This window comes from Pseudomonas sp. D3-10, assembly GCF_051132175.1.
Lineage (GTDB): Bacteria > Pseudomonadota > Gammaproteobacteria > Pseudomonadales > Pseudomonadaceae > Aquipseudomonas.
In genome coordinates this window covers 3,266,133-3,291,595 of sequence record NZ_CP071668.1, presented here as the reverse complement: position 1 = coordinate 3,291,595, position 25,463 = coordinate 3,266,133, and the positions used below count along the sequence as shown (strand labels likewise).

General features: G+C 61.5%; 22 protein-coding genes. 10 read left to right on the top strand and 12 right to left on the bottom strand.

Annotation, left to right across the window (positions count from 1 at the left end):
• Window positions 1-45: 45 nt before the first annotated feature.
• The 9 genes from J3P90_RS14730 (at window position 46) to J3P90_RS14690 (ending at window position 7,032) form a co-directional block, all read left to right on the top strand.
• On the top strand, window positions 46-1,368 hold the full coding sequence (locus J3P90_RS14730) for an MFS transporter (RefSeq protein ID WP_420766545.1): 1,323 nt from the start codon (window positions 46-48) through the stop codon (window positions 1,366-1,368).
• Window positions 1,369-1,575: 207 nt separating this feature from the next.
• Window positions 1,576-2,568 carry an AraD1 family protein gene (araD1, locus tag J3P90_RS14725; RefSeq protein WP_434563753.1) on the top strand — a complete coding sequence of 331 codons (993 nt, stop codon included), beginning with the start codon at window positions 1,576-1,578 and terminating at the stop codon, window positions 2,566-2,568.
• Between the two features lie 13 nt (window positions 2,569-2,581).
• Complete coding sequence (locus J3P90_RS14720; protein WP_434674953.1) at window positions 2,582-4,162, top strand: aldehyde dehydrogenase (NADP(+)); 1,581 nt, start codon at window positions 2,582-2,584, stop codon at window positions 4,160-4,162.
• A 237-nt stretch (window positions 4,163-4,399) separates the two neighbouring features.
• Window positions 4,400-4,696, top strand: a complete 297-nt coding sequence (locus J3P90_RS14715) for a DUF5629 family protein (protein WP_420766542.1) — start codon at window positions 4,400-4,402, stop codon at window positions 4,694-4,696.
• Complete coding sequence (locus J3P90_RS14710; RefSeq protein WP_434563759.1) at window positions 4,683-5,858, top strand: lactonase family protein; 1,176 nt, start codon at window positions 4,683-4,685, stop codon at window positions 5,856-5,858. The genes J3P90_RS14715 and J3P90_RS14710 overlap by 14 nt, the downstream gene beginning before the upstream one ends.
• Before the next feature lie 155 nt (window positions 5,859-6,013).
• On the top strand, window positions 6,014-6,193 hold the full coding sequence (locus tag J3P90_RS14705) for a hypothetical protein (RefSeq protein WP_420766540.1): 180 nt from the start codon (window positions 6,014-6,016) through the stop codon (window positions 6,191-6,193).
• 167 nt (window positions 6,194-6,360) lie between these two features.
• The gene (locus J3P90_RS14700; RefSeq protein ID WP_434563761.1) at window positions 6,361-6,486 is read left to right on the top strand and encodes a hypothetical protein; all 126 of its coding nucleotides are present in this window, start codon (window positions 6,361-6,363) and stop codon (window positions 6,484-6,486) included.
• Between the two features lie 115 nt (window positions 6,487-6,601).
• A complete protein-coding gene (locus tag J3P90_RS14695) occupies window positions 6,602-6,781 on the top strand; it encodes a hypothetical protein (RefSeq protein ID WP_434611121.1) in 180 nt (59 codons plus the stop codon).
• Entirely contained in the window at window positions 6,778-7,032 is a 255-nt protein-coding gene (locus J3P90_RS14690) for a hypothetical protein (RefSeq protein WP_434674952.1), read from the top strand. Before J3P90_RS14695 ends, J3P90_RS14690 begins: the two co-directional genes overlap by 4 nt.
• 4 nt (window positions 7,033-7,036) lie before the next feature.
• On the opposite strand, the gene J3P90_RS14685 is transcribed toward J3P90_RS14690, so the two are convergent.
• The 9 genes from J3P90_RS14685 to J3P90_RS14645 form a co-directional block, all read right to left on the bottom strand.
• Complete coding sequence (locus tag J3P90_RS14685) at window positions 7,037-7,639, bottom strand: glutathione S-transferase (RefSeq protein ID WP_434674951.1); 603 nt, start codon at window positions 7,637-7,639, stop codon at window positions 7,037-7,039.
• The gene (locus J3P90_RS14680; protein WP_434674950.1) at window positions 7,636-11,277 is read right to left on the bottom strand and encodes an AAA family ATPase; all 3,642 of its coding nucleotides are present in this window, start codon (window positions 11,275-11,277) and stop codon (window positions 7,636-7,638) included. Before J3P90_RS14680 ends, J3P90_RS14685 begins: the two co-directional genes overlap by 4 nt.
• Window positions 11,274-12,518 (bottom strand): exonuclease SbcCD subunit D C-terminal domain-containing protein, encoded by a 1,245-nt coding sequence (locus tag J3P90_RS14675; protein ID WP_434611130.1) that lies wholly within the window; start codon window positions 12,516-12,518, stop codon window positions 11,274-11,276. The genes J3P90_RS14680 and J3P90_RS14675 overlap by 4 nt, the downstream gene beginning before the upstream one ends.
• A 169-nt stretch (window positions 12,519-12,687) precedes the next feature.
• Complete coding sequence (locus J3P90_RS14670; RefSeq protein WP_420766536.1) at window positions 12,688-14,325, bottom strand: BatD family protein; 1,638 nt, start codon at window positions 14,323-14,325, stop codon at window positions 12,688-12,690.
• Window positions 14,322-16,055, bottom strand: a complete 1,734-nt coding sequence (locus tag J3P90_RS14665; RefSeq protein WP_434674949.1) for a tetratricopeptide repeat protein — start codon at window positions 16,053-16,055, stop codon at window positions 14,322-14,324. Before J3P90_RS14665 ends, J3P90_RS14670 begins: the two co-directional genes overlap by 4 nt.
• The gene (locus J3P90_RS14660) at window positions 16,052-17,131 is read right to left on the bottom strand and encodes a vWA domain-containing protein (RefSeq protein ID WP_420766534.1); all 1,080 of its coding nucleotides are present in this window, start codon (window positions 17,129-17,131) and stop codon (window positions 16,052-16,054) included. The genes J3P90_RS14665 and J3P90_RS14660 overlap by 4 nt, the downstream gene beginning before the upstream one ends.
• Window positions 17,124-17,618: a DUF4381 domain-containing protein gene (locus J3P90_RS14655; RefSeq protein ID WP_420766533.1), complete on the bottom strand. Its 495-nt coding sequence runs from the start codon at window positions 17,616-17,618 to the stop codon at window positions 17,124-17,126. Before J3P90_RS14655 ends, J3P90_RS14660 begins: the two co-directional genes overlap by 8 nt.
• A complete protein-coding gene (locus J3P90_RS14650; protein ID WP_420766532.1) occupies window positions 17,615-18,559 on the bottom strand; it encodes a DUF58 domain-containing protein in 945 nt (314 codons plus the stop codon). Before J3P90_RS14650 ends, J3P90_RS14655 begins: the two co-directional genes overlap by 4 nt.
• 9 nt (window positions 18,560-18,568) lie before the next feature.
• Window positions 18,569-19,528: an AAA family ATPase gene (locus tag J3P90_RS14645; protein ID WP_420766531.1), complete on the bottom strand. Its 960-nt coding sequence runs from the start codon at window positions 19,526-19,528 to the stop codon at window positions 18,569-18,571.
• A gap of 583 nt (window positions 19,529-20,111) precedes the next feature.
• Here J3P90_RS14645 and J3P90_RS14640 point away from each other — a divergent pair.
• The gene (locus J3P90_RS14640; RefSeq protein ID WP_434674948.1) at window positions 20,112-20,480 is read left to right on the top strand and encodes a DUF6124 family protein; all 369 of its coding nucleotides are present in this window, start codon (window positions 20,112-20,114) and stop codon (window positions 20,478-20,480) included.
• Window positions 20,481-20,724: 244 nt separating this feature from the next.
• On the opposite strand, the gene J3P90_RS14635 is transcribed toward J3P90_RS14640, so the two are convergent.
• From J3P90_RS14635 to J3P90_RS14625, 3 genes are all read right to left on the bottom strand, one after another.
• Window positions 20,725-22,440, bottom strand: coding sequence for an ATP-binding cassette domain-containing protein (locus J3P90_RS14635; RefSeq protein ID WP_434674947.1), 1,716 nt, complete (start codon window positions 22,438-22,440; stop codon window positions 20,725-20,727).
• A gap of 677 nt (window positions 22,441-23,117) precedes the next feature.
• Entirely contained in the window at window positions 23,118-24,095 is a 978-nt protein-coding gene (locus tag J3P90_RS14630; protein WP_434674946.1) for a 2-hydroxyacid dehydrogenase, read from the bottom strand.
• Window positions 24,096-24,112: 17 nt separating this feature from the next.
• Window positions 24,113-25,408 carry an MFS transporter gene (locus J3P90_RS14625; protein ID WP_434674945.1) on the bottom strand — a complete coding sequence of 432 codons (1,296 nt, stop codon included), beginning with the start codon at window positions 25,406-25,408 and terminating at the stop codon, window positions 24,113-24,115.
• Window positions 25,409-25,463 lie beyond the last annotated feature (55 nt).

The following is a 25,463-nucleotide window of genomic DNA, read 5'->3' as shown; positions in this document are numbered from 1 at the left end:
AAATCCCCCAAGGTTCTATAACAACAACAATCGGAGACCGGCCCCATGAGCCAGGAATTGCGGCTTATTCGTCGCATCACTCTCAAACTGATTCCCTTCCTGATCCTGCTGTACTTGATCGCCTACGTGGACCGCTCTGCGGTGGGCTTCGCCAAGTTGCACATGGGTGCCGACATCGGCATCGGCGACGCCGCCTATGGCCTGGGCGCAGGACTTTTCTTCATTGGTTATTTCCTGCTGGAAATCCCCAGCAACCTGATGCTCGAACGCTTCGGTGCCCGGCGCTGGTTCGCCCGGATCATGATCACCTGGGGCGCCATCACCATTGGCATGGCGTTTGTACAAGGGCCTCACAGTTTCTACGTGATGCGCTTTTTACTGGGTGCGGCCGAAGCCGGGTTCTTCCCGGGCGTGCTGTACTACATCACCCAATGGTTCCCGGTGCGCCATCGTGGCAAGATCCTCGGGCTGTTCATTCTTTCCCAACCCATCGCGATGATGATCACCGGCCCTGTGTCCGGTGGCTTGCTGGGCATGGATGGCATCCTTGGCCTGCATGGCTGGCAGTGGCTGTTCATCGTCATCGGCCTGCCGGCGGTGCTGTTGACCTGGCCCGTGCTGCGCTATCTGCCAGATGGCCCGCAACAAGTGAAGTGGATGGACCAGGCCGAGAAGGACTGGCTGACCGGCGAGCTGCAAAAAGACCTCGAGCAATACGGCCAGACGCGCCACGGCAATCCACTGCATGCGCTGAAAGACAAGCGAGTCTTGCTGCTGGCGCTGTTCTACCTGCCAGTGACCTTGAGCATCTACGGCCTGGGCTTGTGGTTGCCGACACTGATCAAGCAGTTTGGCGGCAGTGACCTGGTGACCGGTTTTGTGTCTTCCGTACCGTATATCTTCGGCATCATCGGCCTGTTGATCATTCCCCGCAGTTCCGATCGCTTGAATGATCGCTACGGTCACCTGGCCGTGTTGTATGTACTGGGCGCCATCGGCCTGTTCCTCAGTGCCTGGCTGTCGGTACCGGTGTTGCAACTGGCCGCGCTGTGCCTGGTGGCATTCGCGCTGTTCTCCTGCACAGCGGTGTTCTGGACCTTGCCAGGACGTTTCTTCGCTGGCGCCAGCGCGGCGGCGGGCATTGCGTTGATCAACTCGGTGGGCAACCTGGGTGGCTACATCGGGCCGTTCGTGATCGGTGCGCTGAAGGAGTACACCGGCAACCTGGCTTCGGGGCTTTATTTCCTGTCGTGCGTGATGGTGTTCGGCCTGGTGCTGACCGGCGTGGTCTATCGCCTGCTGGAGCGCAAGCATGTGCTGCCGGCGGATCAGTTCGCGGCGAGCGCCCGGGGGGCGACGCGTAGCTGAACTTATTGCAATTGTGAACGAGAGCTTTTGTGGCGAGGGAGCTTGCTCCCGCTCGACTGCGCAGCAGTCGCAAAAACATACGCTGTGTTTGCCTAAATGAACTCGGCGCCAGAAGTTGGGGGTGCTTCGCCCCCCAGCGGGAGCAAGCTCCCTCGCCACAAAAAGCCTGCTTCGCCTATTCATGTTTTGTTTACAGGGAGAAAACCCATGCGTTTAGTTCAGTTCGAATTGAGTAACGGCGAGCGCCGCGTCGGTGTGGTCGAGGGCGATCAGGTACGTGAAGTGCAGGGCGCCGCCACTGTGCGGGAGCTGGCGCTGGCCGCGATCGAGGCGGGCGTGAAGCTTGAGCAGCAGGTCAACGGCTTGGGCCTGGGGGCGAGCCATGACTACGCGCAACTGCTCGGCGAACTGCGGATCCTGCCGCCGCTGGACCACCCGGACCCGGCGCACTTGCTGGTCAGCGGCACCGGCCTGACCCACCTGGGCAGCGCTTCGGCCCGGGACAAGATGCACCAACAGGCCGGCGACGAAGCCGCGATGACCGACACCATGCGCATCTTCAAATGGGGCGTCGAGGGCGGCAAACCACAGGCCGGGCAGGCCGGCGTGCAGCCGGAATGGTTCTATAAGGGCGACGGCAGCATCGTGGTCCGCCCGGGCCATCCGTTCCCGTTGCCACCGTTTGCCGAAGACGCCGGCGAAGAGCCGGAGATCAGCGGCCTGTACGTCATTGGACACGATGGCAAGCCGTATCGACTGGGCTTCGCGGTGGGCAACGAATTTTCCGATCACGTCATGGAGCGCAAGAATTATCTCTACCTGGCCCATTCGAAACTGCGCAGTTGCAGCTTTGGGCCGGAACTTCGCGTGGGTGAATTGCCTCAACATCTGTCCGGGACCAGTCGTATCCTGCGCAACGGCGAAGTGTTGTGGCAGAACGAATTCCTCAGCGGCGAGGCGAACATGTGCCATAGCCTCGAAAACCTGGAATTCCACCACTTCAAGTACAGTCAGTTCCTGCGCCCGGGGGACGTTCACGTCCACTTCTTCGGCACCGCGACGCTGTCGTTCGCCGACGGCATCCGCACCCAGCCGGGGGACGTGTTCGAAATCAGCCAGGCCGAGTTCGGCGCGCCGCTGGTCAACGGCATTGCCCCGGTAGACGCGGTATTCAATCCGGGTACTATCGGCACACTTTAAGAGGAGACTTGCGATGAACCAGATCCTTGGTCACAACTACATCGGCGGTGCGCGCAGCGCGGCCGGCCAGACTCGCCTGCAGAGCGTCGACGCCAGCACCGGCGAAGCCTTGCCCCATGAATTCGTCCAGGCCACGGAGCAAGAAGTCGACGCGGCCGCCAAGGCCGCTGCGGCGGCGCATCCGATCTACCGCAGCTTGAGCGCGGCGCGCCGGGCCGAGTTCCTCGACGCCATCGCCGATGAGCTGGACGCCCTGGGCGATGATTTCGTCGCCGTGGTCTGCCGCGAAACCGCCTTGCCAGCGGCCCGCATCCAGGGCGAGCGCGGTCGCACCAGCGGCCAGATGCGCCTGTTCGCCAAGGTCCTGCGCCGTGGCGATTTCTACGGTGCGCGTATCGATCGCGCCTTGCCGGAGCGCACGCCGCTGCCGCGTCCGGACCTGCGTCAGTACCGCATCGGCCTGGGTCCGGTGGCCGTGTTCGGCGCCAGCAACTTCCCGCTGGCATTTTCCACCGCCGGTGGTGACACCGCCGCCGCCCTGGCCGCCGGTTGCCCGGTTGTGTTCAAGGCCCACAGCGGCCACATGGCGACCGCCGAGCACGTGGCCGATGCGATCATTCGCGCAGCGGAAAAAACCGCGATGCCGGCCGGCGTGTTCAACATGATCTACGGCGGTGGTGTTGGCGAATGGCTGGTCAAGCATCCGGCGATCCAGGCCGTCGGTTTCACCGGCTCCCTCAAGGGCGGGCGCGCCCTGTGCGACATGGCGGCCGCTCGGCCCCAGCCGATTCCGGTGTTTGCCGAGATGTCGAGCATCAACCCGGTAATCGTATTGCCGCAGGCCTTGAAAAATCGCGCCGACAGCGTTGCCCGCGACTTGACCGCCTCGGTGGTGCAGGGCTGCGGTCAGTTCTGCACCAACCCTGGCCTGGTGATCGGCATCCGCTCGCCGGAATTCACCGCGTTCACCCAGCAGGTAGCTTCGCTGATCGGCGACCAGGCGCCGCAGACCATGCTCAACGCCGGCACGCTGCAAAGCTACGGCAAGGGCTTGCAGAAGCTCCTGGCTCACCCGGGCATCGAACACCTGGCCGGTCGCGATCAGCAGGGCAACCAGGCCCAGCCGCAATTGTTCAAGGCCGATGCCAGCCTGCTGATCAACAGCGACGAAGCGTTGCAGGAAGAAGTCTTCGGCCCGACTACGGTGTTCGTCGAAGTCGCGGACCAGGCGCAACTGACCGCAGCCCTGAACGGCCTTCATGGCCAGCTCACCGCCACGATGATTGGCGAGCCGGAGGACTTCGAACAGTTTGGCGAGCTGACGCCGTTGCTGGAGCAGAAAGTCGGGCGCATCTTGCTCAATGGCTATCCAACCGGCGTGGAGGTGTGTGATTCGATGGTCCATGGCGGGCCTTACCCGGCGACATCCGATGCCCGTGGCACGTCGGTGGGTACGCTGGCGATCGACCGGTTCCTGCGTCCGGTATGCTTCCAGAACTACCCGGACAGCCTGCTGCCGGAACCGCTGAAAAACGCCAATCCGCTGGGTATCCTGCGGTTGGTGGATGGGGTGCCGGGGCGCGAGGCGCTTTGAGGGTTGCGGTGAGGCCGTTACATTCGAGTTGAATGTGCCGGCCTCTTCGCGAGCAGGCTCGCTCCCACAGTTGGATTTTCAGCGAACACAAATTTTGCATTCACTGGAGATCCCCTGTGGGAGCGAGCCTGCTCGCGAAAGCGATATGTCAGGCAACACTGCTTTCGAACCTTATGGCCCAAGGCTCACTCCTACATTGGGTTATCATGCCGCCTTTCCCAATGAACGTTGACCGCCATGATTGCCTTGACCGACACCCTGCTGCATGCCCTCGAACACTGCGACATGCTGATCATCGACGGGCTGCACGCGTTCGATTTCTCCCTCGACGAGCAAGACCAATTGCACGTCGAGTGCATGAACGGTCGCACCCGCGAGCATTGGCGTTTCACTGAGGCGCAGATGCAGGCCGCGACCTTCGACGAAGCCCTGAAGCATTGGATCATCACCAGCGATTCGGGCGATCACCACTTGGAATGCGTGGAAGCGACCAGCGGCCACGACGATGAGGACTCCGATCATGAAGATGCGTAGTTTCTGGCCCTTGTTGATGGCCGGCAGCGTCGGCGCCATGGGCGTCCAGGCGGACACTGGCGAGCGCCATCAGTTATTGGTGGGTTCCTACACGGCGGACCAGAGCCAGGGCATCTACCGCCTGCGATTCGACAGCCGCACCGGCCAGATCGATGCCAACCCATTGCAAGTGATCAAGACGCACAACCCTTCCTGGCTGACCCTTTCCAAGGACATGACCCGGTTGTTCGTGGTCAACGAAAACGGGCCGGGCCAGAAAGACCCGGTGGGCAAGGTCAGCAGCTACGCCATCGACCCGAAGACCTTTGAACTGAGCCTGATCAACCAGGTGCAATCTTTGGGCAACGAGCCGACCCACTCCAGCCTGAGCCATGATGGCCAGCATTTGCTGGTGAGTAATTATTCCGTCCTGGAAAACCCGGGCGGCACCTTGGTGGTGTTGCCGGTGGGCGCGGACGGTAGGTTGGCGCCGGTGGTGCAGATGGGCAGCCATCAGCCGAGTCGGGTCAATTCCGAGCGGCAGAAGTCGGGTCATGTGCATTCCTCGGTGTCGTCACCCGATGGCAAATATGTGTTCGCCAACGACCTGGGGGCAGACAAGGTGTTTGTCTACCGTTACGACCCCAAGGCCAACCCCGAAATGCCGCTGACGCCTGCCGATCCGCCGTTCGTGCAGTTGCCACCGGGCAGCGGACCGCGCCATCTATTGTTCAGTGGGGACGGCAAGCACGCCTGGCTGACGATGGAAATGACGGCCCAGGTGGCCGTGTTCGATTACCAGGACGGTCGTCTGACCCAGCGCCAGCTTGTCGCGCTGGCCGATGGAAAGCCGCAGCCAGGTAAAGCCGCGGCAGCGCTCCATGCTTCCAAAGACGGCAAGTTCCTGTACGTCAGCAATCGTGGCACCACAAACGAGATGCTGGTGTTCGCCGTCGACCCGGCTTCCGGCACCTTGAAAGAGCTGCAGCGACGCTCCGTCGAGGGTGATCATCCTCGAGAGTTCAGCCTGGACCCGAGCGAAAAATTCGTTCTGGTCGCCAATCAGAAAAGCAATCAGATCGTGGTCATCGAGCGCGATCCGAAGACCGGCCTGCTGGGCAAGACCGTCCAGAAGCTGCCCATGGACGCACCGAGCGATGTGAAATTCCTCGTTCGTCAATAACCCGAGGCCCCGATTTTCGGGGCTTTCGGAGTTGTATCAACGAGACTGATAGTCGCTAGTATTACAAAGCATTTCAAGACGAGACGCCTCGGCGCGTAAGTTTGCTTCACGGCCCCACCGGGCAAGTCAGCCAACTGAATCCGAGGATTACCGCCATGAACATGAATCTTTTTTCCGTGATCGCCGCTTCCGCCATCTCCGCCACCGTGGCATTGCCCGCCAGTGCCAGCATCGAGATCAGCGACAAGAAAAACCGCACCCAGAGCTACACCGAAAAATACCTGCAACAGAGCGCCAACTTCTACGCGGCGCTGGATCACAAGACTCAACACTGAGCACGCTCACACTGAAGCCTGCGATCTTTTCATCTCCTCATCGAATACGGAGAGACAAGATCGCAGGCTTCGTGCGTTCAGAAGGAAAGTTTTGTTGTGATGTCACATAGCCATGTGGTTAAATTTGACGCTAGTTAATTGACTCCTTGCTAATAAGGATCGACACCATGGCGATGCGTCTGGCAGTGATGTTGCTGTTCCTTTATTCCACCCCGATTGTTTCGGCGGCCCAGCCGATTCCCGGTGAATTGGAAGTGGCTCGCGAGCGATTGTTGAGCTTGTTGAGCGACTGAGCGGATACCTTTTATCGATCAATTAAACTGATGGTGACTATGCATATTTGTCGCTACTCATAACGGTTTATTTGATTGATTCTGTGGGCATTCAAACATGCCCACGGAGCCTCCCATGGCCAGTGCAATCCTAATCTGCGCCAAGCGCGGCGCCTACCTGGCCATCGGCCTCTACGTAACGCTGGTGCTGGTAGTCAGTCTCGGCACCCAATACCAAAACGTTGCGGAACCCTCCCTCCAGGCTTCAGCCGTGAGCGTCACGCATGCCGTCGCGAAAGGAGCGTCCGGAGCATGAGCAGGTGCAAATTCTGGGTGATCGCCTTCCTGGCATTCATCACCAATGGCTTTTCATTGCTTGGATTGGGTCAGGCGTCGGCGGGGTCGTTGGCGCGGACCATCGAATGCAACCACAACATCGCCCACAACATCCTCACCGCCAGGGCGCTGGGTGTGTTGGTGGGGAACCCGCCGGTCAAGCCGAGGGCGGCGGTGTTCGGGCCGTTTCAAATTGATTGCGCCCAAGCGCCCATGTGCAGCGCTGGATAAATACCTATTTGGCCATGATCGCCACAAACAGCTCTGAATCCAGTAAACCCTGCAACCATTCCCGAAGCCGAGGGTAGGGCGACTGGGCAAACCACTCGCGATCTACATGGGCGAACTGGCGCACGAACGGCATCAGCGCCACGTCCGCCAGGCTCAGGTGATCCGTGGCCAGGAACTGGCGGTTTTCAAGCAATCCGTCCAGCTTGCGCAGGAACGCTTCACCCTCGCTCCGGTAATGCAGCGCCGAGTGGTCCGGATGGCGCTCCGGATATTTGTAACGGTTGAGGTGAAGCTTGAAAACCTGGTCGTTTTCTTCGATCAAGGTCGCCGTCAGAGCACGACCGTCGGGATCATTCAGCAATGTCCAATCCTGCGGATCATGCAAGCCCAAGGCCCAGTGCATGATCTCGAGGCTTTCATCGATGACCCGTCCATCGGCATGCAAGACCGGCACCGTGCCTTTGCTCGACAGCGCGAGCATTTCCGGTGGTTTGGCCTTGAGGCTCACTTCGACGATGTCCAGCGCGATACCGCTGTAGCGCAACGCCATGCGGGCGCGCATGGCGTAGGGGCAACGGCGGAACGAATACAGCGTGGCGCGGCTCATTTCACCTCCACCGTGCTCAATCCGTTGCCTTGGCGCCGGACCTGGATTTGCACCGGGATGCGCTCGTGCATTTCCTGCACGTGGGAAATGACCGCGACCTTGCGCCCCTGGGCCTGCAACCCATCCAAGGCGTCCATCGCCAGTTGCAGCGACTCGGGGTCGAGGCTGCCGAAGCCTTCGTCGATGAACAGCGACTCGATTCTCAACGTGTTGGACGCCATCGAGGCCAGGCCCAGTGCCAGGGCAAGGGAGACAAGGAAGGTTTCGCCGCCGGACAACGAATGCACCGAGCGCAATTCATCGCCCATCTCGGTATCCATCACCAGCAGGCCGAGCATGCTGCCGCCGCGCTTGAGGCGGTAGCGGCGAACCAATTGTCGCAACTGGGCGTTGGCGTGGTGGACCAACAAGTCGAGGTTGTACGCCTGGGCCAGTTTGCGGAAGCGATCGCCAGTGGCCGACCCGATCAATGCGTCCAGGCGTGCCCAGCGCTGGTACTCGGCGTAGGCTCGTTCGATTTGTTGGGCCAGGGCCTGGTTGGCAGTCTGCCTGCGCTGGTCCTCGGCCTGTTCGGCACGCAGCTCTGCGCAGCGTTGTTCGCTGGCCGCGAACTGCCCGTGAAGCGTGGCGAGGGCTTCGGCCAATTGTTCCGCCGGCAGGTTGCCGTTGTGTTGCGACTGGTGGTTTTGCAGCCGCTGCTCCCGTTCGGTGAGCAATACGCGGGCCTGCTCGATGGCTTTTTCGCTGTTGAGCAAGCGTTGCCGCAGGTGAGCGACCTGTTGGTCGTCGAGACCAAGCAACGCGCCCAGCGCGGCGTCGTCCAGTTCCGGATGAGCTGCGCGCCACTGGGCGATACCCGCGGCCAACGCCTGCTGTTCGGCCTCCAGGGATTGGGCCTGCTCATGGCGTGCCTGGAGTTCGGCAGCCAGTTGCACGAGGCTGTTGCGCAGATCCTGCAATTGTTGATTGGCCGTCGTCTCGGCATGGCGAGCCTGTTCCAGGGCCAGGTCGATTTGGTGCTGCCATTGTTCGGCGCTGGCGTGTTTACCGAGTAGTTGGTGAAGCTTTTCCTCGCACGCCTGTCGTTGCGCGTTCAACGCGCTGAACTGGCGCTGCGCCGATTCCAGTTGCTGTGTGCGTATCTGCTGGCGATCCTGTTCTTTCTCCAGGGCTTGCTGGCGCTGGACTTGGTCGGCGAGCTCTTCGCGTTGCTGTTCCAGTTGCGCGAGGCGCTGGCTGATCCGCTGGTCGAGTTGCATGAACGTGGCGGCAGGTTCGCTGCGCAGGGCCTGCAACGTGTCGGCCGGCAACAGTGCGCTGAAGTGCTCAAGCTCCTCGTCCAGGCGCTGACGATCCCGGGCCAGTGCCTGTAGCTGGTTGTTCAGGTGCTGCGAGGCTTGTTGGCTGGCTGTTTCTGCATCGCGCAGTTGCTGCGCCAGCTTGGCGGCGTCCTGTTGCAGCGTAAGCAGGGCGGCCTGGCGATGTTCGTCCTGGCTGATGAGTTGATTCAGCTGTGCGGTTTGCTGGGCCAGCCAGGCGTCGCGCTTGGATGAATCCTGGGCCAGCAGCTGCGCCGACAGCGGGTGAGCTTCAAGGCTTGGCGCCACGCTCCGTTGTTGGTCGGTGAGTTGTTCTTGCTGCTGCTTGAATTCCTTGAGCTGAGCAATGACCCCGCTGTACTGGGCCCGCAGTTCGATGACTTTTTCATTGAGCAGGTCGACGGCCTTTCGAGCGTTGGCCTGTTCGCTTTCATCGAAGCGCCCGAGGCTTTGCAGCAGCGCTTCGGGTTGGTGGTAGGGATGTTCGACACTGCCACACACCGGGCAGGGCTGGTTGTCCTGCAATTGTTCGCGCAGTTGCTCGACGCTTTCGCTACGGGCCAGGCGCTGGCGTTCCAGCAGCTCGCGGGTCACGGTCAGCGTCTGTTCGGCGACCGCCAGCTCGGCCTTGGCTTCGCTGCCTTCACGCACCAGTCGGTCGCGTTGCTGCAAGGCTTGCTGCTGGCGCTGTTCCAGTTCGGCGACACGCTTGTCCAAATCCTGCTGGCTGGCCCACAACCGAGCAAGGTCTTCGAATGCACGTAACTGCTTGCGGTTGTCTTGCAGCAGGTTGCCAAGCAGTTGGATCTGTTCGGCCACGGCTTGCGGTTCGGCACCGGCCTCCTTGTAGAGCACCTCAAGACTTTGTCGGCGGGTTGCGAGGTCTTCGGCGGCACGAGCGGCGGTTTGTTCCAGCAGCGCAAGTTCTTCCTGGCCCTGGTTCAGTCGATTGCCGATCAGCATCAGTTGCTGGAGGCGATCGCGGTAGGCGCCCCATGCATCACTCAGTGTTGCGAGGTCTGTGCTTTGTTCCAGTTCGCCGGCAATCCGTTCAAGCCGTTCGCCAACCTGCTGCTGTTGTTCCAGCAAGGTGTCGATCGTGCGCTGGCCGTCGGTGCTTGCCTGCTGGGCCTGCTGCAACTGTTCAGCGCCTTGCTCGGCCTCCCTGGCCAGGCGGGCAAGGCTGCTTTGTTCGTCGAAGGCCTGACGCAGCAGTGGCGTGCTGTCGGTGCTCTGCTGGCGGGCGGCGGCCACGGCCAGCTGCGCGATGCCGAGGCCTTTTTCCAGTTCGGCCTGCCGTTCATGCAACTCGACGTGTTGCTGCGTCAGCTGTTGGATCCTGGCCGCGAGCGGGTCCAGCTGCCGGGCCAGTTCCGCCTGACGGATGAACTGATGCCGCTGGGGTGCCAGCTGTTCCAGGCGCGTCAGTTTCAGGCGTTCGTCTGCCAGCGCCTCCCAATCGGCCTGGGCCCGTTGCAACTGCTCGGCGGCGCTGGCCTGTTCGTCCTGCAGATGGCGCAGGTCCTTGAGCCAGGCTTGTTGCTGCTCCAGTTGCTTGAGCTGCGCCTGTTGGGTTTTGAGTTGCTGCTGGGCTTCGTTGAAGTGCTGATCCAGCTCGGCGCGGGCTTCGGGCGATAGCGGTGTGACGCCCGTGGCCTGGTCCTGCAATTGCTTGTGGGTTTCCTTGGCCTGCTTGGCTTTGTCGAAGGCACGACGACCGAGGCGTGTATACAGCGCGGTGTCGGTAAGCTTTTCCAGCAATTCGCTGCGGTCGTTGTCGTCAGCCTTGAGGAAGGCGCTGAACTCGCTCTGGGCCAGTAGCACGGCACGGGTGAACTGCTCGAAATTCAAACCGAGGACGGCTTCCAGTTGCGCTTTGTATTCGCCTTTCTGGCTGGCCAGCAGTTGGTCATTGTCCAGGTCACGCAGGCTCTGGCGGCTGGCTTGCAGCTTGCCGGAGGCTTTTTCCCGGGCACGATTGGCCTCCCAGCGAGCCCGGTAGCGGCGACCATCGATGCCGCGAAAATCCACTTCGGCATAACCCTCGCCGGTCCCACGACGCAGCAGCGTGCGTGGATCGCCCGTGCCGATTTCGCCGTCGGCGTCGGGCACCTTGGCGTCACGACCGGTGTTGTTCAGCCGTGGCACCGCGCCGAACAGCGCCAGGCACAGGGCATCGAGCAAGGTGCTCTTGCCGGCGCCCGTGGGGCCGGTGATGGCGAACAGACCGGCGCTGGCCAAGGGTTCGGCGGTGAAATCGATTTCGAACGGCCCCGCCAGGGAGGCGAGGTTCTTGAGACGGATCGCGAGGATTTTCATGGCTGTTCGCTCTCCATCTGTACATCCTGCAACAGCACGGCAAAGTCCTTGAGGGTCTGGTCATCGACTGGGTTGCCGTAGGTGTCCTGCCAGGCGCGGCTGAACAGTTCCTGTGGGCTGAGCTGGTCGAGTTCAATCAGCGCCGCGCCTCCATCGGCATCGCCGGAGCCACCGCTGCCGGCATACTCGGCTGCGATCCGCACCAGTCGCACGGCTTTGCCTTGCAGGGCGGTTTCGACCTGATTGCGCAGGTCCGGCTGCGGTTCATCGAGGCGCACCCGGACTTCCAGCCAGGGCTGGCGATGGATGTCGGCCAGCAAGTCGATGTCCGGCAAGTCCTTCAGTTGCACCAGGATGTCGGCCAGGGGCGCCGGGCCCAGGCGTTGCAAGTTGACGGCGCGGGGAATCAGCCGTGGTTCGACGCTGACCAGGGTTTCGCCGTTTAGGGCGATGTCGAGGATCTGGTGCCGGTAGCCGATTTCGGAAAACGACAACGGAATCGGCGATCCGCTGTAGCGGATGCGTTCTTCACCGTTGACCTTTTGTGGCTTGTGCAAGTGACCGAGGGCGACATAAGTGATGCTTGGGCCGAACAGGCTGGCTGGCAGGGCTTCGGCGTTGCCGATAATCAGGCTGCGCTCGGAATCCTCCGATACCGAGCCGCCGGCCATGTGTGCATGGCTGACGGCAATCAGCGCCTGGCCCTTCTTGCGCTTGGCGTTGGCGGCGGCAATCAGCCATTCGTGGACCTGGCCGATGCCGCGCAAATAATCGTCCCCCAGTTGCGCGCCCGTGACCTCGGCCGGCCGCAGGAACGGCAGGGCCAGGCACCAGGCCCGGACCTTGCCCTTGGCGTCGGGCAGCGGCAGCAGCAGGCGCTCGACGTCCAGCTGCCCATCGTCCAGCCACAGGACGCGGCCCAGGGCATGGGTGCGCAGGCGGCGCATCAGCGGCGCCGGCAATTCGATGCGCGAACCGGAATCGTGGTTGCCCGCGATCATGACGATGGTCAGGTTGGCGTTTTGTTCATGGGCGCTGACGATGAAGTCGTACAGACGCTCCTGGGCTTTGACGGGCGGGTTGACCGTGTCGAAAATGTCGCCGGCGATCAATAGAACGTCGGGTTTTTCGCTGGCCAGCTGACGCAGCAGCCAATCAAGGAAACAGGCGTGTTCGAAGTCGCGATCCTGGCCGTGGAGGTTTTGCCCCAGGTGCCAGTCGGAGGTGTGAAACAGACGCAAGGCAGACTCCAGAAAACAGACGATGGCCGCGGGAAGAGAGGCGGCGCAAAAATGCAGAGTTTACTGGGAAACGCGGGGGAGGGGGCGGCTCAACTTGGCGAGCACTACAGCTGAGCCAATTGTGGCGAGGGGATAAATCCCCTCGCCACAGAAAGCGGTGCTATCCCGGCTATTTGGGATAAAGCGGCGGCAAGCTGGAATCACCCGCCGCGTCCGGCGTTCCCTCGAGCGGCGGAATGGCGCGGATGGCGCGCCACAGGTCTTCGCCTTGCCAATATTGGCCGGTTTCGCTGTAGAGGGCGCCGTTCAAACCGTCGAGGGCATCGGACAGCGGCACGAAACGCGCCGCCATGTCGGCCAGGGTTTCCGGTTGCTGCCGGGCCCAGGCGTCCAATGCCTGGCGAGTAGCGTGGGAGTCGTTGGCCAGGCAGGCACGCTTGAGGTCATCGAGCAGGGTGCGCGGGCTTGGCCCGGCCTGGGTCGAGCGCAGGACCGCGGGTTGCCAGCGGGCGCGCCACCACAGGCCGAAACCGAGCAGCGTCGTACACGCCAGAATGAGCGTGCTCAACTGCCAATACCAAAGTGTCTCGCTGTCGACGGTCGTGACGATCTGCGCAGTGCCCGCCGGCGTGTCGACCATCAAGCTTGGATTATTCGCCACTTGCAGCGTGCGCGCGGGCAGGCTGGTGCGGTCCAGGTGATCTTCCAGCGTGTTCCACCAGACCACTTCAACCGGCGGCAGCTCGATAGTGCCGCTGCGGTTGGGTACCAGTGCCTCGCGGTCTTCGCGGCTGCCCACCAGGCCACGTTCGCTGCTGCGGCTGCTCAGCACCGGCTGGTCGGGGTAACGGCGCAGGCCGTTGATTTCGGTAGCAGGCAGTGGCGGCAATTGGGCGCTGGTCAGACCCTCGGCTTCCAGGGTCAAGCTGCGGGTCAATGAGTCGCCGACCTGGCTGTGGGTCGGTTCCGGGCTCCAGCTTTCGCTCAAGGACAGACTGCGGGCCGGCAGCCAGGGAAGGTCGGCCGGGTAGCTGGCGGGTTTTGGCTTGACGGTCAGCAGCAACTGCGTGGAGCTTACGCGCATCAGTTGGCCGGGCTTGGCGACGGGCGATGCGCCGCCCTGGGCGGTGGGTTCGACCAGCGTGGCGCTGAAGGTCTGTGCCGGGACCGCCAGCTCGCCGCTGCGCTGCGGATAAATGCCATAACGCAGTTCGATCACGCCGTGGCGCACGTCATTTATGACTTTCTCGTAGGTGCGCGATTCGCCCAGTTGCTCGGTGCGCGCATCGGGGATGTGCAAGGGTGTCAGGCTGCTGTCGTCGTAGAGCGACACCGAATGGTAGATGCGCAAGGTCAGGATCGCCTGGGCCTGCACGTACACTTCGGCCTGGTCGAGGCTGGCTTCGATGAACACCGGTGCGAGGGTGCCGGAAGCGTTGCGGGTTTCGCTTTCGATCACCTGCAACGTGATCGGCTGGCTGGTCACTTCCCCCAATTTCAGGGCCGGGATCACCACGGTGCCGCTCTGGCGGGGAAGCAGTGTGACGATCCAACGGGTCGTGGCACGATTCTCGCCGTCGAGGGTGGTCAGTTGGTTGACCTGGCGGGTGCCTCGTACGTCGAACAATTCCTGGAGTGGGCTCAGATCGGGTTTGCCGAACAGCGTGGCGTCGTTGGATTCCAGCGTCAGTTCCACGGTCTCCCCCGAATTCAGGCGGCTGCGATCCACGCTGGCAGTCAACTGCGCAGCCTGGATCCCGGCAGTCCAGAGCAGCAAGGCGAGGAGGTAGACGGTGAAGCGGGTCATTGATCTTTTTCCTGGGCCTGGTGGCTTTGCTGTTCATACCAGAATTTACGCCTGAGCAGCTCACCCGGGTTGTCCGGGATCTGGCGCAGCCATTGTTCCAGCGCCTGGCGTTGTTCTTCTTCGTTGCGTTGACCCGCGGCCGGGCGAAGCGGCGCGGTGGTGGTCTGCTCGTCGGGCAACTCGCTGCCCGGCACATCCTGGGCGCCGGGCGGTGGGGCCTCGGACGCCTGGGAGTCGTCCGGCGTGGCTGTCGCTTCGGAGGAGGGGTGGCCCTGCTCGGACGACTGGCTCGGCCTGTCGGTCTCCTGCGGTTGCTCCGAGGGAGGCGGTTCCTGGTTTTCGGCAGGTTCGGGCTCGTCCGGTGGCGCAGTCTGTTCTTTGAACAGGCTTTCCACCAGGGCTTTGTTGGTCTGCGCCGGACGCAGGTCCGGTTGCAACTCCAAAGCCTGCTCATAGGCATCGATCGCCGCCTCCAGCTCACCGCTGCGGGCCAGTGCATTGCCGCGATTGTAGTGGGAGCGGGCGTCGTTGCCTTCGGCGAATCGCCGAGCCGCTTCGCTGTACTCGCCGGCTTCGTAGAGGGCGACGCCTTGCCATTGCCTGTCCTCGAAACGGGCGGCGGCCTCGGCCGGGCGTTTTTGCTTGAGCAGGTGCTGGCCTTGCTGGTCGGGACGCAACCACAAATCCTGGAATTCGAAGGCATGGCCCGTTTGCGGCAAGACGAACAGCAGCGGCAGGCAGAAAAGCCAGCCGCGCCGCCCCGCGCACGCCGCCAGTAGCAACAGCGGCAGAAGCAGCCAATAACCCTGGTCAGCCCAAGTGTCCAGGCGCAATGTCTGGCCATCGCTGCGCAGTTGGCGCGGTGCGTCCATCAGGCCCAGGCCGCGCAGGTCGCTGTCGTCCACATGCGTGGGGCGGTAACGGCCGTCCAGCTCATTGACGAACGACTTGAGGCTCGGACTGTCCAGGCGCGGCACGAGGATAGCGCCCTGGGCGTCCTTGAGGTAACTGCCGTCGTCCTGGGCCACCGGCGCGCCTTCGCGGGTGCCAATGCCCAGCATCAGCAAGCGGGTGGCGGAACCGTCCAGGACCTGGCGAATGCCCATGCGTTCCTGCTCGTTCAGCGACGAAGCGATCAGCAGGATACGCCCGTGGCCGAGCCCGGCCTGGTTCAGCAGGGCCATGGCCTTGTTGACGGCAAGGTCGGCGCGGTGGCCGCCTTGGGGCATGATCGATGGCGCCAGGGCTTCGAGCAGGTTGGCGCTGGTGGCCAGGTCATCGGACAGCGGCACCAGGGTGTGGGCACTGCCGGCGTAGACGATGATCGCGGTCTGGGCGTCGCTGCGGTTGTGCAGCACGTCCAGTATTTTGCGACGGGCTTGTTCCAAACGCGTGGGCGGGACGTCAGTGGCAAGCATCTCCGGGGTCAGTTCGAGGATAACCACCAGCGGATCGGCGGGTTTCTGGCTGGTCTGTTCGACCCGTGTCCAGCTGGGGCCAAGCAAGGCCAGCACCATCAGCAGCCAGCCCAGGCCCAGGGCAATCCAGGGCAGTTTGCTTTCACTTCCGCTGCCGCCGCTGAGCAGCACCCCATGGAATGCCGGGGGCAGGATCATCTGCCAACGGCCCACCCGTTTCTGCCGATGCCACAGTTGCCAGAGCAGCCAGCCCAGCAAGGGCAGCAGCAGGATGAAACCGGGGCGCAGCCAGTGCGGCCAGAGCGCGATCATCGGCGCCTCCGCAGTCGCAGGCGCTTGAGCCGCTGGCGCCATTCGGAAGGGTGCGCAGGTTGAAACAGCGGCTGGGTGAACAGGCGCTGCAATGGATTGTCCGGCCAGCGCTCCCGTGCCACCAGCAACATACTCAACACCAGTGCGACGGCTAGCGGCCACTGATACAGCGCGTGGGCCGGGCGGGCCTGGGTCGGTTGCTGGGACACCGGTTCGAGCTGGTCAAGCGTTGTCTTGATCGCCTGCAGTTGCTCGCCGTCCTCGGCCCGGAAATACTGGCCGCCGGTCACCTGGGCGATTTCTCGGAGTGTCGCTTCGTCGAGGTCCAGGCTCGGGTTGACGCCCAGGAACCCGGCGGTGCCACTTTGTTCCGGATCGGCGCCCACGCCGATCGGATAGATTTTCACGTTTTCATCGGCAGCCAACCGCGCGGCGGTCAGCGGGTCGATCTCGCCGCCGTTGTTGGCGCCATCGGTCACCAGAATCAATACTCGGCTCTGCGCCGGGCGTTGACGCAGGCGCTTGAGGGCCAGCCCGATGGCGTCGCCAATGGCGGTGTTTTTGCCGGCGATGCCTACGCGCGCTTCGTCGAGCCAGCGCCGCACGGTGTGGCGATCGAACGTCAGGGGCGCTTGCAGATACGCCTGGGTGCCAAACAGAATCAGGCCGACCCGGTCACCTTCGCGGCTTTCGAGGAAATCGCCGAGCGTGCGCTGGACCAACGCCAGACGGCTGACGTCTTCGTCCTTCCATTGCATGTCGGGAAAGTCCATCGACCCTGACACATCCACCGCCACCAGCAGGTCGCGACCGCTCGCGGCGATCGGCAACGGCTCGCCCAGCCACTGCGGGCGGGCGGCCGCGATCAACAACAGAAGCCAAAGCAGGATGAAGGGGGCCTGCTGGCGCCACGTCGGTAGATTGGCCCGGGCCCGGCGGCCCACCAACCCTTCGAGTTCATCGAGGAAGCTGACCTTGAGCGCCGGCTCGCCACTGTCTGCAGCCGGCAGCACCAGGCGCATCAGCCAGGGCAGCGGCAACAGGACGAAGATCCACGGCCAGGCGAATTCAAACATGTTTGCGAATCCAGATTTCGACGGCTTGGGTCAGGCCGGCGATGGCTTTGTCATCGAGCTTGCATTCGGGTTTGTAGGCGCCCTCCACGAGGATCATCCATCGGGTCAGGCCGGCGGCCGGGCAGCGGTTATCGAGGAAGGCCAGCCATTTGCGCCCATTGAGTGTGTGGCTCTGGCTGTACGGATAGTGATTGCGGCACAAGCGCTTGAGCAGCCCGTTGAGTTGTTGCAACCAGGCGCCGGCCGGTGCGCCGTCGTAGGGCTTGGGCAGCAGCGCGAGCTCGGCCAGTGCGGCCAGACGCACCGGGTCCAGCGGTTGTTCGGCCCGGGCGCTGCTGCGTTTGATGGGGATGAATCGGCGTAACTGCCACAAGCCCAGGCCCAGCATCGGCAGTAACAACAGCAACAGCCACCAGCCCGGCGCGGGCGGCCAGAATCCGATGGGAGGCGGGGCCATCAGTGGCTGCAACTGATCCAGGCTGCTCATCGGGCTTTCCCCGGGCGCTTGGGATTCAGGTATTCACGCAGTTGTTCGACCATGTCGCCTTGAGTGCTCAAGGGGAGCATCAGGATCCGCAGCTTCTGGGCCAACATCTCCCAGCGCTCCAGCCGTGCTTCGGCCTTGGCGCGATAGGTCTGGCGTAACTCCAGGTTCAGCGTGTCGAGTTCCAGTTGCTCGCCGCCCTGGGCAAAACGCAGCAATCCGGCAGCGGGGAGGGCGTGATCCAGCGGGTCGGACAATGGCAACAGCAGCAGGTCGCAATGGCGCGAGAGAAGGGTCAGTTGCTGCTCGGCGCTGTCGGACAAGGCGCGCTCGTCGCAAATAATGATCGCCAGGCTGCCGGGGCGCAGCACCTCCCGGGCCCGGCGCAAGGCAACGCCGAAGGAGTCGCGGTCCGACTCGCCGTCGGGCTGGAGGGACTGATTGACCCGGACCAGACGGTTGAGCAATTGCAACAGGCTCTGCTTGCTGCGCCGTGGTTTGACTTCGTAATGGGCGTTGTTGCCGAACACCAGTCCGCCAACCCGGTCGTTGTGCCCCAGCGCGGCCCAGCCGATCAGGCTTGCGGCCCGAGCGGCCAGCACCGACTTGAAAATCAGCCCGGAGCCAAAGAACAGGCGGTGGCTCTGCTCGATCATGATGAAGATCGGCCGCTCGCGTTCTTCGTGGAACAGTTTGGTGTGGGGTTCCTGGGTCCGCGCGGTGACCCGCCAGTCGATGGTGCGCACGTCATCGCCGGCCTGGTAGACCCGCACCTGATCGAAATCCACCCCGCGCCCTCGCAGCTTGGAATGGTGCAGGCCAATCAGTGGGCTGCGCTGGCCAGGCGTGGAGAACAACTGCACTTCGCGCACGCGATGGCGCATCTCGATCAGCTCCGAAAGGCTGACGCGGATGCCCGGGACGGGCGCCAGTGGGTTATTCATTGTCGATACTCAAGCGACGGCGACGACGTCGAGAATCCGCTGCACGACCCGGTCCTGATCGATGCCGGCGGCTTCGGCCTCGAACGACAGGATGATGCGATGGCGCAGCACGTCGAACAGCACGGCCTGGATGTCCTCCGGGCTGACGAAGTCGCGCCCGGCCAGCCAGGCGTGGGCGCGGGCGCAGCGATCCAGGGCAATCGAGCCCCGTGGGCTGGCGCCGTAGGCGATCCACTCGGCCATTTCCGGATCGAACTTGGCCGGGTTGCGGGTGGCCATGATCAGTTGCACCAGGTATTCCTCCACGGCATCGGCCATGTACAACCCGAGGATTTCCTTGCGCGCCGAAAAGATCGCCTGCTGGCTGACGCGCCGCTCCGGCTTGGTCTCGCCGTTCAGTGCCTCGCCTCGGGCCTGTTGCAGGATGCGGCGTTCCACCGCAGCGTCGGGGAAACCCATCTTGACGTGCATCAGGAATCGGTCGAGTTGGGCTTCGGGCAGGGGGTAGGTGCCTTCCTGCTCGATCGGGTTCTGTGTCGCCATTACCAGGAACAGCGGCGACAGTTCATAGGTGCTGCGCCCGACGCTGACTTGCCGCTCGGCCATCGCTTCGAGCAAGGCGGACTGGACCTTGGCTGGGGCCCGGTTAATTTCATCCGCCAGCACCAGGTTGTGAAAGATCGGCCCTTGCTGGAACACGAAACTGCCGGTTTCGGGACGATAGATCTCAGTGCCCGTGATGTCGGCCGGCAACAGGTCGGGGGTGAACTGTATGCGATGGAACTGCGCTTCGATCCCCTCGGCCAGCTCCTTGATCGCCTTGGTCTTCGCCAGCCCTGGCGCGCCTTCCACCAGCATATGCCCATCGGCGAGCAAGGCGATGAGCAGGCGCTCGATGAGTTTTTCCTGGCCGAGAATCTGCGTAGAAAGAAAGGTTCGCAGCGCCAGCAGCGCTTCACGATGTTCCATCGATGACTGTTCCTGGAAAGGGTGGCCCAGGCGTTCGGATAACGCCGGGGCTGGGGGCGTTACTTTAATGCATGGCGGGGGGTGGCGACTAACGGGATTTTGATCGGCCGTGTGAATTGTGATCGGCTTGGAAACATTGGGGGGTGGGTTTGCTTGCCAAGAATCCCACCCGGACAGGCGCACTTACCCCGTGGCGAGGAAGCTTGCTCCCGCTTGAGTGCAACGCACTCTCAAAATGAAGGGGTGTTTATCCGGACGTAGGAGTGCTCTGGAACAGGCTACGTTGTCTTGCGCCATTGCCTACGACTGCGCCAGAATCCGCCGGCTTGTGCGCTTGGAAGGCAGGTTCTATCGTTTCCGGGTCGTTGAGGAATCAGCGATCGGGTTTGGTAGCCCGGTTTTCTGGCGCAGGTGCAGCCTGATATAGGGGGCTTTTCGTCCTCTGTTTTATGGTGGTCATGCGCAGGGCGTCCTTGGACGCGCCGGGTTGCCAGATAACCGGTCTACCAACCTTCGTATGGCCACCTCCCTTCGTTTGGTAGCGAGAGAGATGGCTCCAATTTTCTAATCTGGAGTTTCATCTATGTTCAAAGTAACGCCCAACCCACCGAACACCGATTCGTCCTCACCGCGCCCAAAAACCAAGTCCCAAAAACACGACGAAGTCACCGACCGAGTCCTCGACCATTACCTAAAACGCAAACCGGCCAAACCCGGAGCAGAACCTGCCCCCGGCCAACTCTTTACCGTCAACAAGGACATCGACACCGAAAGCTTGCTTGCCTACCTCAGCGAAACCCTGGTTTCGGCCAATGCCATGGCCAATGACTTGGCTTTCGACCTGGACGGTTCACGCCGGCATTTCCTCCTGGGCATTCAGCAACTGATCGAACTGGGCAGCCTGCTGGCGAACCGTGCACTGGACAACATCGAAACCCGTCAGCCGACATAACCCCGTGGCGAGGGAGCTTGCTCCCGCTGGGCTGCGCAGCAGCCCCAAACCGAGCCGGCGCGGTTCCCCATACACACCGCGCCCGCCGGGCCTGCGACTGCTGCGCAGCCGAACGGGAGCAAGCTCCTTCGCCACAAGGGACTTGTGTCATTCCTTAAATTTGGGCAAACGGCAAAACCTTGGGACCGAGCCTGCTCCGGCGGCGATCCGACGATGACGGCAGCAGATCCAGCACCATATTTCGCTAGTTCTGCATCCGAATCTCATCCACCAGCAGCTTGATTGCTGGCCTGTCGATAAGATCCAGCCAGCGACCATCCTCCACGATTGCCCCGTCATGCATCACAATGACCCGGTCAAATCGATGCAGGTGGTCAATGTCATGGGTGACACATATCAACCCTTGCCCGGCAAAAACGTCGAATAACAGGTCCCATAGAGGCGTGGTCAGCCTGGGTTCGATGGATGCGCTTGGCTCGTCGAACATATTGAATTTTCCGGGTTTGTTGATAAGGCGCAGCAGTGATAGGCGTTTAGCTTCGCCTCCGGAGATATTCGATGCACTTTCGCTGACCTGCCGTGTTGTCACAATCTCATCCAGTTCCAATTGCCGTATGGCTCTAGACAACATCGGCGATGCGCTGCCTCCGAACAGAACCGATTGTTCAAAAGAACCCTCCAGAAATCGCGGTTGTTGGGGGCAGTATCTCAAGGCGTCCAAGTGGGCTTGGCCGGTCAAAAGTGAGACCGGTACCAAGTCGATGCTCAGTAGGTCTCGCTTTGATGCATCAAGCCCGGCGAGGACTTCCAGAAAAGTGGTTTTGCCTGCGCCGCTAGGGCCCGTAACGGCCACTGACTGCCCTTGAGCAAATGCCAGGGAGCGCTTGATCGACAGGCGAAGCGGTCCCGTTCCCGTCACTTCGCAGGGGCCGAGTTCCAGAACTGAGGAGCGCTGGGAATCAACCAAGGCCAGCCGATTGCTGCGATCGAAGTCCGGGAGTGATAGCAGACCCTGAAATTGACCCTGGTCTGCAAGGAACTGATCAAGAACACGATACCCGTCAGTCAAGGTTGAAATACTGAGCAGATAACTCCCCGCGATTGAAAAAATGGCAACCAACTGCCCGACACTGATACTGGGCTGACCCGAAAGCTGGTCCAAGACGCCCCAGTAGAGCAATCCCCCAGTGGAGAGGCTTACGAACAATATCTTGGCGGTGCTCAGCAGGCCGCCAGAGGATGCGGTAGTCACAGCAGCGCTGGCATAACGTCTGAACGCCGCGTTCAACGGGTGCAGGGCAGTAGGTATGGCACCTTCCAGCTTTATGTTTTTCCCCGCGTTGAGGGTGTTGTAGAGGTGTGCACTTAACTCATCTTCCTGTTCGTTGACTGCATCGATGTGCTTTCTTCGCCATTTGATAATTTGGTGGGTGGTAGCCAGATAGATAACTCCGGATGCCGTCATGCTCAAAAAAATTTCACCGCCCCCAATGTAAATAAAAGCAGTCCCAACAACTATGAATTCCAGGAGTACGGGAAGCGCAATGGTTATAGTGAAAGTGAGTAGTTGTTCGTGGGCAGTAATTCCGCGCTCGACCGATTTGATGAAGTGGCCGATTCTCCAAGAGTTAAATAACGAAAATTCTTTACCTATGAGTTCGGTGATCCACTCAATGGAAGCGCTCATGATAATGCCCTGTACCAGCTTGGACAGCGCATGGAGCTGCAGAGGCGTGATGACGGCATGAATACATCCCGCGACAATCAGGCCTGTCGTCATTGCAAGTAGATTGCTCGATGCTGGATTGCTATTGTCTTGCAGGGTATCGATAATGGTTCCGAGTAACAGCGGGGGGGCAAGTGTGATGAGCTTGAGTGCGATAATTGTGATTACGGTTATTGCTAGAAGCTTGGCGTGTTTTTTATAGGCGGTTTTTATCATTGCTCGGATGCTGTGCATGTACTCGCTCCTGGTTGCTTTGCGTTCGATAATTCAACCGCGTAACACGTACTGAGGCACCACCAAGCGACCGTTCTGATGATGTTGAAGCGCTCAAGTCCTGGGATATGGATCTGGGTGACGATGCTGTTGCCTGAGAAGCGGGCTACCGTTCGGTCGAGTATTTCATTCGTTTAATGGATAGTTTTTTTGCAGTCAGTGACGCGAAAAAATCGGCTTCCGTTGCGAGCAGATCTTTTGAAAGGCCTAAAGCCTGCGGCAGGCCGAAAAAGGTATGATTTATTTTAGAGCGTTTCCTACCCATATCGATTACTCCAATGTAATTAATGGGCGTCGCGATGCGAGCGCCCAACTTGCGTTTGTTCGCAAGTGATTAATTAATAGCATTGGGTGATGTGAAGGCTATTGCGTGACTTCCGAGGCTGACGTAGGTTTGTTCTTGCCGTTGAGTAGGAGGGAGATGTAGGAATGTAGCTGTTTTGCTGGAAGTGTGGTTTCTCTCTACTGTTTTCGCCGTTTGGTATGTTTATATTATTTAAGGAAGGATCAAAAAGGATAATTCGGCAGCGGCGCTCTAAGGCGGGTGTGCCCGGAAAGGTTGTGTTGCGTGCACATCTAAATGAATACAGGTGCCATCGCGATCTTGCTTGCGATGGCACATTTTGAAGGCGGCAATGTCAGCGCTTCCACGCCCCCGGATTGACCAGGTTCGCTGGCCTTTCACCCGCCAGCGCCGCCAGCAGGTTCTCCACGGCACAACGCGCCATCGCTTCCCGGGTCTCGTGGGTGGCGGAGCCCATGTGCGGCGTCGCCACTACGTTGTCCATCTGCAACAGCGGCGATACCGGGTCCAGGGGCTCGCGCTCGAAAACGTCCAGCCCGGCACCACGGATCTGCCCGTTGCGCAAGGCGTCGATCATTGCCGCTTCGTCGACGACTTTGCCTCGGGAGATATTGATAAAGATGCTGTCAGGGCGCATCTGCGCAAACGCCCGTGCATCGATCAGGTCTTCGGTTTCAGCGGTCAACGGCAAGGTCAGGCATATGAAGTCGGCCTGTTGCAACAGCGTATCCAGATCGCAATAGCGCGCATTGAAACGCTGCTCCACCGCAGGCTTGGGCGAGTGACTGTGATAGAGCACCGGCATGCCGAAGCCAAAGTGCCCGCGCTGGGCCAGGGCTTCGCCGATGCGGCCCATGCCGACGATGCCCAGGGTCTTGCCGTGGACGTCGCTGCCGAAATGTCGGGGGCCGATGCTCTGTTGCCAACCGCCTGCGCGGACAAGGTTGGCCAGCTCCACCACGCGTCGGGCGGTTGCCAGAATCAAGGCGAAGCCGGTGTCGGCGGTGGTTTCGGTCAACACATCCGGCGTATTGGTGAGCAGGATCCGGCGTTCGGTCAGGTAATCGATATCGTAATTGTCGACGCCCACCGAAACGCTGGCGATCGCCTCGAGATGCGGCGCCAGGTCCAGCAGCGACGGATCGAGTTTCAGGCTTGCGCCCAGCAGGGCATGAGCGCTGGGCAGGGCGGTGCGCAGTTGCGCCAGGCCCTGGGCGTCCAGGTTTTCGATGAGGGTGACCTTGGCCTGTGCTTGCAAGCGATCCATCAGTTGCGCTGACAGCTTTTTGTACAACACCACGTGCTTTTTCATAGGGGGTTCCCGATTCGTTAACGGACAGGCGCCGGATGGGGCGTCGCGGTTTTGGTCACGACCCGGTCGCTGGCGCCGGGTTTGAGGGCAAGGGTCAGCAACACCGACAGCAGCAGCGCGCCGCTCATCAACAGAAAGGACATGCCGGTGGAGCCGGTGGAACCGTTGAGGTAGCCCACCAGATAGGAGCCGCCGAACGAACCCAGCGCGCCCATGCTGTTGATCAGCGCCATGGCGCCACCCGCGACATTGGCCGGGAGAATCTCCGGAACGATGGCGAAAAATGGCCCGTAGGGCGCGTACATGCAGGCGCCGGCAATCACCAGCAAGGCATAGGACCACCAGAAGTGTTCAGCTCCGAGCAGATAGGAGGCGTAAAACGCGATGGAGGCGATCAGCAGCGGCGGCCAGACGAAACGCTTGCGTTTCTGGACCTTGTCCGACGCCCAGGACACGATCAGCATGGCGATAACTGCCGCCAGATAAGGCAGCGATGACAGCCATCCGGCCTCGACCATGTTCATCTTCAGGCCTGCCTTGAGGATCGACGGCAACCACAGCACGAATCCGTAGACGCCAATGCTCCAGAAAAAAAACTGCAACGCCAGGATGATCACTTTCGGCGAGCGGAAGGCCTCGGCATAGTTCTTCACGGCCTTGATACCGACCTGCTCGGCGGCCAGCACGCTTTCCAGGTCCTTCTTCTCCTGCTCGCTGAGCCACTTGGCCTGGGCTGGACGATCATCGGCCAGGCGCCACCAGACAAAAGCCCAGAGCACCGCCGGCAGGCCCTCGATGATGAACATCCAGCGCCAGTCGAATTGCTCGACGAGGTACCCCGAGACCACCGACATCCACAGCATGGTGACCGGGTTGCCAAGGATCAGGAAGGTGTTGGCCCGCGAGCGTTCGGCCCGGGTGAACCAATGGCAGAGATAGACCAGCATCGCCGGCATCACGGCGGCTTCCACCACGCCGAGCATGAAGCGGATCACGATCAGCCAATACGCATTGGAGACCACGCCCGTGAGGGTCGCCAGCGAGCCCCAGAGGATCAGGCTGACGAAGATCAGCTTTTTCACGCTGTGTTTCTGCGCGTAGATTGCCCCGGGCACCTGGAAGAAAAAGTAGCCGAGGAAGAACAGCGCGCCCAGCAACGAGGACAGCCCTGGCGTGATCATCAAGTCCTCGGCCATGCCCGAAGCCGCGGCGAAACCATAGTTGGCCCGGTCCAGGTAGGCCAGACTGTAGGTGATGAAGACGATGGGCATGATGTACCACCAGCGGCGGGTGGCGAGGTTGAGCGTTTGCATGTCGTTGACTCCTGAGCTTGTTGTTTTTATGCAGCAGGTGCGTTTAGCGGTGGAT